This is a genomic window from Desmonostoc muscorum LEGE 12446, from assembly GCF_015207005.2.
In the GTDB taxonomy this organism is placed as follows: Bacteria; Cyanobacteriota; Cyanobacteriia; order Cyanobacteriales; family Nostocaceae; genus Nostoc; species Nostoc muscorum.
Genome location: NZ_JADEXS020000001.1, coordinates 4,917,669 through 4,929,681 on the forward strand (window position 1 = coordinate 4,917,669; position 12,013 = coordinate 4,929,681).

11 protein-coding genes are annotated in these 12,013 nt (G+C 38.4%); 6 read left to right on the plus strand and 5 right to left on the minus strand.

Annotated features, from left to right (window positions below):
- Positions 1 to 14 precede the first annotated feature (14 nt).
- The 3 genes from IQ276_RS20930 to mdh all read left to right on the plus strand — a co-directional run bounded on the left by IQ276_RS20930 (position 15) and on the right by mdh (position 2,623).
- The gene (locus tag IQ276_RS20930) at positions 15 to 887 is read left to right on the plus strand and encodes a DNA-formamidopyrimidine glycosylase (RefSeq protein ID WP_190884365.1); all 873 of its coding nucleotides are present in this window, start codon (positions 15 to 17) and stop codon (positions 885 to 887) included.
- Positions 888 to 1,336: 449 nt separating this feature from the next.
- The gene (locus IQ276_RS20935) at positions 1,337 to 1,552 is read left to right on the plus strand and encodes an NAD(P)H-quinone oxidoreductase subunit O (protein WP_190884366.1); all 216 of its coding nucleotides are present in this window, start codon (positions 1,337 to 1,339) and stop codon (positions 1,550 to 1,552) included.
- A gap of 93 nt (positions 1,553 to 1,645) precedes the next feature.
- A complete protein-coding gene (gene mdh / locus IQ276_RS20940) occupies positions 1,646 to 2,623 on the plus strand; it encodes a malate dehydrogenase (RefSeq protein ID WP_193916978.1) in 978 nt (325 codons plus the stop codon).
- Between the two features lie 48 nt (positions 2,624 to 2,671).
- On the opposite strand, the gene IQ276_RS20945 is transcribed toward mdh, so the two are convergent.
- The 5 genes from IQ276_RS20945 to IQ276_RS20965 all read right to left on the minus strand — a co-directional run bounded on the left by IQ276_RS20945 (position 2,672) and on the right by IQ276_RS20965 (position 7,687).
- Entirely contained in the window at positions 2,672 to 5,116 is a 2,445-nt protein-coding gene (locus IQ276_RS20945; RefSeq protein ID WP_193916980.1) for an NACHT domain-containing protein, read from the minus strand.
- A 366-nt stretch (positions 5,117 to 5,482) separates the two neighbouring features.
- A complete protein-coding gene (locus IQ276_RS20950) occupies positions 5,483 to 5,689 on the minus strand; it encodes a hypothetical protein (RefSeq protein WP_190884369.1) in 207 nt (68 codons plus the stop codon).
- Positions 5,690 to 6,213: 524 nt separating this feature from the next.
- Entirely contained in the window at positions 6,214 to 6,411 is a 198-nt protein-coding gene (locus IQ276_RS20955; protein WP_193916982.1) for a hypothetical protein, read from the minus strand.
- A 359-nt stretch (positions 6,412 to 6,770) separates the two neighbouring features.
- Positions 6,771 to 7,100 carry a translation initiation factor gene (locus IQ276_RS20960; protein ID WP_190884371.1) on the minus strand — a complete coding sequence of 110 codons (330 nt, stop codon included), beginning with the start codon at positions 7,098 to 7,100 and terminating at the stop codon, positions 6,771 to 6,773.
- Positions 7,101 to 7,195: 95 nt separating this feature from the next.
- Positions 7,196 to 7,687: a hypothetical protein gene (locus IQ276_RS20965; RefSeq protein ID WP_193916984.1), complete on the minus strand. Its 492-nt coding sequence runs from the start codon at positions 7,685 to 7,687 to the stop codon at positions 7,196 to 7,198.
- A gap of 338 nt (positions 7,688 to 8,025) precedes the next feature.
- Here IQ276_RS20965 and IQ276_RS20970 point away from each other — a divergent pair, with 338 nt between their 5' ends.
- The 3 genes from IQ276_RS20970 to IQ276_RS20980 are packed head-to-tail and all read left to right on the plus strand — an operon-like array spanning position 8,026 to position 11,991.
- On the plus strand, positions 8,026 to 8,685 hold the full coding sequence (locus IQ276_RS20970) for a hypothetical protein (protein ID WP_193916986.1): 660 nt from the start codon (positions 8,026 to 8,028) through the stop codon (positions 8,683 to 8,685).
- Positions 8,686 to 8,723: 38 nt separating this feature from the next.
- Positions 8,724 to 10,586 carry a hypothetical protein gene (locus IQ276_RS20975; RefSeq protein WP_193916988.1) on the plus strand — a complete coding sequence of 621 codons (1,863 nt, stop codon included), beginning with the start codon at positions 8,724 to 8,726 and terminating at the stop codon, positions 10,584 to 10,586.
- A 10-nt stretch (positions 10,587 to 10,596) separates the two neighbouring features.
- A complete protein-coding gene (locus tag IQ276_RS20980; protein ID WP_193916990.1) occupies positions 10,597 to 11,991 on the plus strand; it encodes a DUF1802 family protein in 1,395 nt (464 codons plus the stop codon).
- The last annotated feature ends 22 nt before the right edge of the window (positions 11,992 to 12,013 follow it).

Here is a 12,013-nt window from a genome sequence, read left to right on the forward strand (position 1 = left end):
CTTAATCAGCTTGAATGCCTGAACTGCCTGAAGTTGAAACAGTCCGGAGGGGTCTAAATCAATTGACCCTCAACCAAAAAATTACGGGTGGAGATGTGTTGCTCGATCGCACCATCGCCTACCCGTTTTCTGTTGGTGAGTTTATTGATGGAATTAAAAACAATGCGATCGCCATTTGGCATCGTCGCGGCAAATATCTGCTAGCTGAATTCACCCCCTCATCTCCCTCATCTGCCCCACACTCCCACTCCTCAACCAGTTGGCTAGGGGTTCATCTGCGAATGACCGGTCAACTACTGTGGGTGCATGGAGATGAACCATTACACAAGCACACGCGAGTCAGATTATTTTTTGGCGATCGCCAAGAATTACGCTTTGTGGATCAGCGTACCTTCGGCCAAATGTGGTGGGTTCCGCCTGGTGTTCCTGTAGAAAGTGTCATAACGGGTTTGGCAAAGTTGGCAGCAGACCCATTTTCACCTGAATTCACCGTTGAGTATCTAGCAGGTAAACTCCAAAAGCGCCGCCGTCCCATTAAGACTGCGCTACTGGATCAGTCAGTGGTGGCGGGATTAGGTAATATTTACGCTGATGAAGCCCTATTTAAGAGTGGAATTTTACCTGAGACGTTGTGTACCGATTTGCAGCTAAAGCAAATCGAGGATTTACGAACAGCGATAATTCAAGTGTTAGAAACCAGCATTGAGGCTGGTGGTACGACTTTTAGTAATTTTCTCAATGTTAAGGGTGTCAATGGCAACTATGGGGGGGTAGCCTGGGTTTATAACCGCGCTGGAGAACCCTGTCGAGTTTGTGGTACACCAATTATGCGGATTAGGCTTGCTGGGCGATCGAGTCACTTTTGTCCTCAGTGTCAAAGGATGTAGGGAATGGGGAGTGGGGAGTGGGGGTTATACCATTTCACGAAAATTCTGATACATATAGATTTACCGTAGGGGCGCACAGCTGTGCATTGGTGTCAACTTAAGTGAAACCCTTGTGAAGACCTGATATTGAGTTCATTCACTTACGCTTAATCACCCCGTTACCCCACCCTAACCCTCCCCTTGTAAAGGGGAGGGAACTATTTCTTTTTCCCCCCTTTCCAAGGGGGGATTAAGGGGGGTAAAGCGTATGTGGGACAAGCGTTTAAGCTTAAGTTGACACCAATGACAGCTGTGCGCCCCTACCAAGGTATTTGTATCAACCTTAAAATTAAACGGTATTAGGAGTTAGGAGTCGGGGGTTTAGAGTTTTTAGACCTAACTTGCAACTTGTGAGTTCTAACTCTCTTAGAATGCAGATAAAGCAAGTTACAAATTTGAGAGGGGAATTCATGGCAGTCAAAAAAGGCGATATGGTTCGCGCTATCCGCGAGAAACTGGAGAACAGTCTGGAAGCAAAAGCTAGTGATAGTCGCTTTCCTTCCTATTTATTTGACTCTAAGGGCGAAATTGTAGACCTCAAAGGTGATTATGCACTTGTTAAGTTTGGGAAAGTACCAACACCAAATATTTGGTTACGTGTAGATCAACTAGAAGAGTTTAAATAAGAATTCAGAATTGAGAATTCAGGAGTCAGAATTGAGCATTCATTCTGTCTCCTGGATTCTGAATTATTTTTGAAAAAAATTCCACTTTCATTTATGTCTTTTTCTTCTAACTCTCCAATTGTGTGTAATTTACCTCGTGTCACCATTGTTGGTGCAGGTAGGGTTGGCAGTACTTTAGCCCAACGCATTGCAGAGAAAAACCTGGCAGATGTGGTTTTGCTAGATATTATCGCGGGAATGCCCCAAGGTCTAGCACTGGATTTGGTTGAGGCTAGGGGAATTGAATTACATAATCGTCAGATTATTGGCACAAATAATTATGCTGATACATCTGGTTCGCAAATTGTGGTGATTACCGCAGGAATCCCCCGAAAAACAGGTATGAGTCGGGATGATTTGCTGAAAACTAATGCCAAGATTGTAGTCGAAGCGGCAACGAATGCGATCGCTCACTCTCCCAATGCCATTTTTATTGTCGTTACCAATCCTTTGGATGTGATGACTTATTTAGCTTGGCAAGCTACTGGTTTACCACGCACTCGGATTATGGGTATGGCTGGTGTGTTAGATTCTGCCCGTTTTGAAACCTTTATTGCCTTAGAATTGGGAGTTTTACCCGCCGATGTCAAAGCAATGGTATTGGGCAGCCACGGTGATTTAATGGTGCCTTTGTCTCGTTATGCGACTGTTAACGGCATTCCCATTACTGAATTGCTGGATGCAGCCACAATTGCACGTTTGGTAGAAAGAACTCGCAACGGTGGTGCTGAAATTGTGGAATTAATGCAGACGGGTGGCGCGTTTTTTGCTCCTGCATCGGCTACTAGTGTGATGGTGGAATCGATTTTATTAAATCAATCGCGGTTGTTGCCAGTGGCGGCTTATCTGCAAGGTGAATATGGTTTAGAAGATGTTGTGATTGGTGTTCCTTGTCGGTTAGGATGCGGTGGAATTGAGAGTGTGTTGGAATTAAATCTCACCGATGAAGAAAGAGAAGCTTTGGATACTTCAGCTCAATCTGTGCGGAAAAATATTGAGCGGGCACACGAAATATTGATAACAAGAATGTGACTGCGATCGATACTTTTTTGTTAATAACTTCATCGAATTCACGTTAAATTAGTCCTGTGCAAGAACATTGCTAACTCCATCTCCGAACAGATGTGGTGGAATCTGCTCTTTTGGCAAGAGTAAATTATCAATCAGTTCTTCTCGCAAACCTTTAATAGTGTAGCGACTTTCTTGAATGCAATCCAACAAAAGATTACTGACATAAAGGTAGTTATCTAGAGCTTTGGTATCCTCTTCTGAAAATTGCACATCATAACCAATATCTAGCTGTTCAAGCATTACATTTTGTAAGTCATCTGCCCACTGTTGCCATTCTGAGGTTGAATTCCTATTGGAAGGTTGACGAGATTGTAAAAATTTTAAGGCATCTGCTAAATTAACATTACTATTTTCTGTGGCGATATTAATCGTTTCCTGTAATTTAGACTCAAGGGTAAAATTCTCATCAACCTCTAAACGGTTTTGAATAAACTTACTAGATTCGTAAATTTTCCAACTTTTATTAGATGCCTTATCACTAGCAAAATTATGGATAACTGACAAGTTTTTTGTAACTAAGTCTTTATAATTTCTATGTATGATTTTGTTGTATTTTGTGTTAATCTCTCTCAGCTTGATAGAAAGGCTTTCGGCTGTATTACGGTCTATATTTATTTCATTATTAATATATAAGTCTGTATCTAGATCTATCGTTAAGTACAAAGCTCTCCACGAACTAGATGAAAGCTCTAATGTCTTTGTTGTTAGTTTATATAGCCATTTCAGCATTTTTTGTAATTCATCACTTTTAACTAGTTCATTTGCATAGTAAAAAATTAATTTTATAAAATCGTCAGCATCAGCCTTGGGAAATCGACAAGCAAGAATTACAAATACTTCTCGCCAATGAGAATCTGTTAAATGTTGTTTTAAAATCTGGTTTAAAAGACCAGGAACACGGCTTTCATATATATATTGAGCGGTAAAATACTCCTGAAAAGTTAAATGCGAGAAAGCATAAATTCCTTGAGCTTGCTCAGCAATAAGACCATGATGCATCTCAAGAGATTTCAAAAATAATTGGCTATCATCATGCAATTTATGAGGTTCAAATCCATCAATATTTTCAATATATTTACTAATTTTTGCTCCTAACTCAAACTTATGCCATAGGTATTTTTGTGGTTTTTGGATAAAAGCATCATATGCTATTTCTCCTAAGATATTAATTTTTAGATGACGTGATAGTTTGTATGACGAAGTTGTGTCATGTTGTATTTTACGACTAGTATCCCACCTTTTTAATAGTACTTCTACTGCGTCTTGATATAGCTGATATCTATTTATAGGTAAATCATAATCATCCCCAGCAACCAAACATAACAGAGTTAGTAATAATGGATTTTTTGCTAATTGTTTGATAGATGGATTTTCATTTAACCTCCGCAAAAAATTTTCTAATTTATCCTGATTTGGGCTTTTGCTAAACCATTTATTTATAAAAGCTTCTATTTCTTGATCGTCAAAATCTGCTATCTCTACTTCTACGAATTTTTGAAAATTATATTCACAAGCTGCATGACGACAAGTAATAATCATATAATTTTTACTATACCTTTTATTGAAATCCTCGATACTTTTATGTACATCATCAGTATCTCTAGCTAAAACTTCATCTAAGCCATCTAATAAAATCAAGCATTTACCCTTGTCCAAGTAGTCTATGATTAATTGGTCTACATCGCTCCGAATATGTTTTAATTGTTCGGGAATCCATTGAGCAAACTCTTGAAGAATACAATTAAATAAGCTTTGTCTGTTTTCAGATTCTGCAAATTTTTTCAGCGATATAAAAAAGGGCAAAGGTTTTTCTGATGTATCCTCCTGTTCGGTAAAACCATGCATGGCTATATACTTTAAAAAAGTAGTTTTACCTGCTCCTGCCATCCCCCATATCATCAGCCTTTGGTGTTTTTTTACTACGTCTAGACCTGGAACCCCTTTTTGGTGGACTATCTGACCAAATCTGTTACAATCTAGACTATTATCTTCTAATTCTTGTATACTTTTTGCTCGTTGTCCTTTGATACTTTCAATAATATTTACCTTGATAAAAATATCGTCCAAAGAAATAGGTTCTCTCATGGATAATACTTTGACAGTGTTACATTCTTTGATTAGATGCTCTAGATAAGAATCTAACCAGCTTTGTTGTACAAATCTAGATGCAGTTCCAGGAGCAAATTTTTTTACTGCTTGTTGATAACTTGTACATTCTTTTAGTAAAACAGTGCATAAGTAGTTCAGATTTTTCTCCTGCGTCTTGGGTGTAGGTAAGGTGTTGAAAAAGTTACGTATTGTTCTCTCTGAAATCAAATGCTCATGTTCAGCAAGGGGGTATGGAGATTGCAAATCAAGCTTTGACATGAGATCCTTGAGAGAACCTCCAAATTTTTCGCTATAGGCCTGTTTAAGTTCGTTAAACACTTGCTGATTAACTTCAATTGCTGCCATTGATAACCTCTTATAAGGTGCTAATATTTGTACAACTATGTTGCTATATAAAAATCATATCTGATTTGTAAAAATTCAGATTTGAGAAATAGGGTATCTTGTTTTTCGCGAATGATTTAGGTTTGCTATATAAGAATTAATCCATTATCAAAAAATTCAATAATTCAGGGTAAGTTTAAACAGTGACTAATCTTCTATGATAAAGCTAAAAAGTGTTCTTTATGTCAAATTGCCGTTGATTACCGCTTATTGCCGCTAAATGGTTTTAAATTTTTGGGTTAAAGTGTATTGAGATTAAGAAACCCCCAGCTTTTTGCCAGGGGTAGTAGTCTAGAATTTAGAATCTTTGACTATTGATTTGTTGCTTTAATGTTTACCAGCTTTTTGCTGCATTGCAGGAAGCAAAACCTGAATTAGTCCAGTCACTGCTCGCAATAAAATGGCACTAGCAATGATGAAGCTGACTACACTATCAGGTGGTAATTCGTCTGTAGGCTTTATTGTTACAGGCGTTGACACACAACAATCTATAGAAGTACTAGGATTAACTGACTGTTCTTGATTTTTTAGCATTGTGATTTCCTCTTCAAGACTTCAAGTCAAAACCCAGAGGAAACTCTGCATCATACTTTAGGAAGTATGATAACCTGAGATTAGATAATAAAGGTTTTGGTCTAGCAAGCCTCTGGGTTTCTAGGCCATTTTTCTGCCTTAAATATAGTATTACAGACCATATCGGCATTCCAGAAGTGCATTAGCAGGCAATATGGTGAAATTAACGGAATTTTAGTGCCCTAAGTTACTAATTTTTAGACTCATTTTTTACGCTTGTTTTTCTAGCACTAAGTCTTCTATCTTTTTGCCTAATTAATTAAAAAATATCTTAATCCTAAAGACTGAAAAGTATTTACTACTTGATATCAAGCTAATTAAGTAGATAGGCAAAATTAAAGTAGCGGAACAAATATCAAGGGCTAATAATAGTTTTCTTTTTTGCCCTCTGTATTGTCTTAACAGTAAATATTAATGCCAACCTACTTATGGAAGAGTAGAAAAGTATGTTTTAAGTAGTATAAATTACTTGATTTTCTACTGGATTAATGGATTATTTTCAATTTGTCGGTTACTGCAACCTGTTTAACAGATGTTGTACTGTCATTCTCTTGCTCGTCAAGATTTCCAAAATAATTCTTTGCTAAGAAATCTTCTCCACAACAGCCTTCTTTCCAGCTATCACCAGCCTTATGTTTGCATACATTTTTAACCAGACTTTTATTTATAGGAGTTTGACTCATGGTTGCTTACCTCTGCGATCTATAAATCTCTCAATGAAAAAAGTATACATTTAAACGGTAATAAGCGGCAATTAGCGGCAATATTGCAATGTTTTAAGTGGTTTTTTACAGAAATAAATTGCAGACTTATAGTAGTATTTTTTACATAAATACTGGATTATAGCATTTCTCCACAAGCGTGAGGTACATCGTAAGGGCACGGCAGTGCCGTGCCCCTACACCTTCCGATATGATGTTGTACTGCATCTGAATGGGAACCGCTATAAGTATTTTTTGACAAATAAAAAAAGGCAGTAGCATCAATTGCCATTGCCTTTTTTCAAAATTAGTTTCAGAGTTTATTACTGCATCAAATGTTACTAACGTTTATAATCGTCTGCGGGATCACCGTAGGGGTCTTCGCTGGCTGGGCGAATGTTGCGGTAAGATGCTGGATCTGCGGGATCGCCGTAGGGGTCTTCGCTAGCTGGGCGGACATCACCGTAAGATGCTAGGTCTGCGGGATCGCCGTAGGGGTCTTCGCTGGCTGGGCGGACATCACCGTAAGATGCTGGGTCTGCGGGGTCGCCGTAGGGATCTTCGCTGGCTGGGCGGACGTTACGATCGCGGAATTCAGGGTTTTGCTCACCTCGATCGCTGTTCGACCCTAACAGCAAATCCTTCGCCTTTCGCAAAAATTCATTTACCATGTTTTGTCTCCTTGTTTAGTTTCGTGTATTCCACGTGCGCGATCGGCGTTATCCTCCGGGAAACCCGCTTGAGATTTACACACGCTTGACTGAATCTACAGAGCTGGTGCTGCGGATGAAGTTATGCCAGTTAAATCACGACCTGAGGAACTCCCGTTATACCCTTGGAATTGCCGATACTCTTGCGCCTGAGATTCCGGTACTCGAATTCCTTCTGCTGGTGGGGTTACCCAATGGGCGCGATGTTCAGCATCACGGTAGTATACACGCCCATTCTTGGAAAGATAGTACTTACCTTGCGCTCCTTCTTGTGAAGCATTTTTATGCTGGTTGTACATGTAGTAAAGTGCCGCGGCTCCTGCCAAAAGTGCCACTTTTTGACCACCAGACAAGCCCTTTTTAACTTCGGGTTGATTTGTGGTGCGATCGCTCACTGTTCTACCAACGGTATCATCCACAGGTGGTGGCACTGAAGCATTTCGGGAACCGCCTCCGCAGCTACTCAGCAATGGCACTGTTAGCAATGCCGACAGCAATACTGCCAGCAAACGTGAAACTACTTTACCTTCTTTAAATATTGTAATCATCGTATCTCATCATCATCTACGTTTACTAAAAGCCTTGCTGTTGTAAGAACAGAGTTAGAGTTCCTGTCACTTTGCCTCGGATTGCAAAAACATTTACCGCTAATTTACAACAGCACAATTACAGCATTTGATTAACATAATGAGCGAATTTATCAAATATTCCATCCTGCCTTTGAGAGAAACTCACTTCATCCCAACGAAATAACTTGTTGATTTTTGATGAATTTATTTCCTGCAAAAACAAAAATATTCAGCAATTTCTCGGTTATTTTTGCGTGGCTCAATAACTTAAAAAGATACAGGTACTACGATGATATTTGTCAAAAAATACACTAAATATGACATCAAAAAACACAACCCAAACCATAACTCGTGTGCTTTTAGCTTTGTGGGATTTGGGAGGAATTCAGCAGCAAGTTAGTAAAGGTGTACTCACGAAACGAATTGTATCCAAAAATAAAAAGGTAGCAGATTATCAAGGCATATTCGAGGAATTACAGAACCAAGGAGCGATCGCCATTTCCAAAAAGGGATATTCTCTCATATCTCCCAAGGGTTTAGAGGTATTGGGTGACGGTTTGAGGAGTGGTGATTTTAAGTTTGAAGGGACGATTGTCGGAACTTGGGCGGCGAATGCGTTGGTGAAATGGATTGGTGAAATTGGTGTTGCGGTAGGTAGTGCAGATGTATCAGTCAATGGGAAGAGTGTGGCGATCGCTTCTTATGAGGAGTTTAAGTCAGTGGCGTTGGAAGTTTACGACAAGTTGAACTATGAGTACAACTTTAATCATCTGGTGCCAATTTATCGGATTAGGAGAGTAATCGGCGATCGGGTGAGTCGGACAGAGTTTAATGATTGGCTACTGGAAACGCAAGCTAACGATATTTTGCAACTACAGGGCGGGAGTGTAGAAGACAGCGCACCCGACAAAATTGAAGATTCGGTAGCTACAGAATTAGATGGATTACGCTGCTACGCCACGCGCCTGAAACCTTAAACCTTATTTAACTCTTCACACATTAACTTCACAACACTATGACTGTCACCACATCTACGATTGATGATCTAATTAAAAATCAAAATCCCTTTGCAGGCCATATTCTGGTCAGACCACCCCAAATCTGGGGTAAAAGTTTTCCTGATGTTCCCTTAATTAATGCTCATGCTTCTAATGCAGTTTTTGATGCTATTGATAAAGTCCGTAAAGGAAAACGTGAAACTGTAGGTATCACAATTACAGCAGAAAAAGGGTTAGGTAAAAGTCATATTATTAGTCGGATTCGCCACCAATTACAGACCGAAGATATTAGCTTATTTATCTATATGAGTAAGTATGATAACTTGAATCAAATTAAGTCTCTATTCCTGCAAAGTGTCGCATCTAGTCTGAGAGCTTTTGGTAGTCAAAAAGTAATGCAATGGCAGGAAATTGCAGCAGCTTTAATTAACGAAGCAAAACAGTGGCGATATACGCCTCAACAGTATATTAGTATGTATCCAGGTTGGTTAAGCAAACACTCAACTAAGGCGATAGTTTATTTGACAGAAAGTGTTCTGAAAATCAAGCCCGAAATAACCAATCCTTACATAGTGAAAGCAATTTTGTGGACACTTTCTCCAGTCCATATTAATTATGCAAGCTATTGGTTATCTGGTTTGGAATTAGCACAATCACAAGCTGAAGAAATGGGATTACCAAATCCTAAAAGCGAGGATAAGGAAGCTGAAGCACTAAGCACAGTGCGTCAAATTCTAGATATCACTAGTTATTATCGAGTTCCAGTGATTTGTTTTGACGAATTAGATATATATGATACTGCTGATAATGGATTTTTAGCAGCACAACTTATTGCAAGCTTAGTTAAGGATTTATATAACAGTCTCAAACAAGGTGTTTTACTGTTAGCAATGTATCCTCGTACTTGGGAAGACCAAATCAAGACTTTACCACAAGCTGAAGCAGTTATAGATCGATTAGTAAGCGATCAAGCTGACAGACAGCCTATAAAATTAAACTTTCTTAATTCTGATGATATCGTTGCTATAGTTAGTCAATGGTTACAAGATTTTTATGAGGAACATCAACAAACTGCACCTCATCCTCTCTACCCATTTGATGAAACTAAACTCAGAGAACTTGGTAAGAGTAGACCTACAGTTAGGTCAGTTTTGAAATGGTGTGCAGAGAATTTTGTACCTCCTTTAATACCGCCTTCACCACCTGCACATCCAGTTAAACCGTATTTCGATAATGAATTAGCAAATGTTGAGACTTCTATCGATTCATTAATGCAAGAAGAACAAACAATTACTGATGCTCTTTCGCTCGCTTTCAATAGTTTAATAGGTAAAACTTTAGAGGGAGTAACAATCGAATCAATTGAAGAAATAGAGCCTAGTGCAGTAAATAATGGTTTTATGGATTTCAAAATTATCGGCAATAATAAAAAAGTGAAGATTGGAGTAGATGTAGTTCAGCAAGATCGCACGGTTATCGGTGCTGCTTTGGGACGATTAATTGATTACAAAACATTCGACATAACTCGTGGTTGTTTGGTGCGTTCAAAGAAAATTAATTCAGGTGCAAAATTAGCTAGAGAGAATTTGAGAATACTGTTGCAAAATAAGGGTGGAGAGTGGGTAGGTTTGCAAAGCCAAGACATTAAACCTCTACTGGCGATATTATTCGTTTACCATAACCGTGAAAGCTACGAACTGACAGAAGAACAGATTTTTGATTTTATTGAGCAAAAGCAACTAGCAATCAATAATCCTTTGATTCGAGAAATTCTCAGCGATCCTTCTGGGCAAGAACCTACTAATTTAACTGATGATGGATTACCTATTAGTATTCCTCAAAGTGTTACTACTGGCGATTACGTTGAACTAAATCTATAGCTAATTATAAATGAATCAGCTGTTCTCAATTCCAACAGCACTGTGTCTACCAGCCCCTGATATTGAAGCCTTAATACAGGGGCGAACAATTGCAGCTTTACCTAAGATGTTTATTCGTCCTGGGCAGAGATTTGCACTTTATCCTACTGACTCTTCAGTTTCAATTAAAGCTTGGGCTAAATGTGAACTTTGTCAAATTTTAGACGAGACTAAGCCATTAGATATTTTGTCTAAATTAACAATATGGACACCAAAAGCGCTAAAAGAGATACTACGGCAACAAGAGTACCTTTTTTTAACTTACTTGCGTGTCTATCAATTACCTCAGTTACAAGAAATACCAGTTAATCCTAACATTCAGGAAAAGTTAGGGAAATTTGTTAGTTTACCTAATTCTCTAACGGTTTCTGAAGACAAGCCAATATTAAGCGATCGCACTTTCGCTCAACGCAAGCACCAACTAGAAAAATTAGAGCCACCACTACATCCTGAGCTTGAAGAATTACAAAGTGCGATCGCACAGTTATCTAATACAAACTCAAATGCACAGCAACTAGATAATGACATCAAAATTTTTCTAGGTTGGAATAGTAGAAAACTAGAAACTCTACCAGATTCAGATTTAGTTTGGGTTCAAAAAATTGCTGAAATTGGAAACTCTAGCGACGGACATACATTTGAAAAATTAGTTCGTAGAGGATTACTAAAATTAGGCTTTACAGGCTCAGGTTTAAATCCAGATGCAACTGGTGGCGCGGGAGGTATGGATTTTTACACTGAACATCCTTATCCAATAGTAGGAGAGTGCAAGGCAACTAAAACTGAGAAAGTTACTGATGGTACTCCTGCACAGTTATTAAAAATAGGTATGAACCATCTTGGTAAATTTCAATATGAAAATTCTCTGAAATTAATTGTAGCCGCTGGAGAACTAAATTTTTACGCCCTGAGAACAGCAACCGAAAATCAAATGAATGTTATTAGCCCTGAAACTCTACAAAAATTAGTTGAACTGCAAGCACATTACAAAAATTCTATCAACTTGTTAGAATTAAAAGAGTGTTTACAACAAAGTCCTTTTGGTTTAGCCGAAGATAAAGTTAATAGTTATATCGATAAAGTTGAGCAATCTATAAAGTTGCGATCGCAGATTACTATAGCAGTCAAAGAACTCTCTGAACAAGACAACGAAAATCCAAAAGCTACACACCAGAATTTCACAGTTACAGAAATTCGTGTTCATTACAATGCCACTCATAATCCCAAACTAACTGATGAGATAGTTCACGATTTATTGATAGAACTTTCTTCACCATTAACAGGCTATTTAGGACGAATTAAAGGTAGTGATTGGAAGAGCGATCGCTTTTACTTTCTACGCGATTTATCAACGAACCTAGAATAATTAAAAATATAGATAATATATC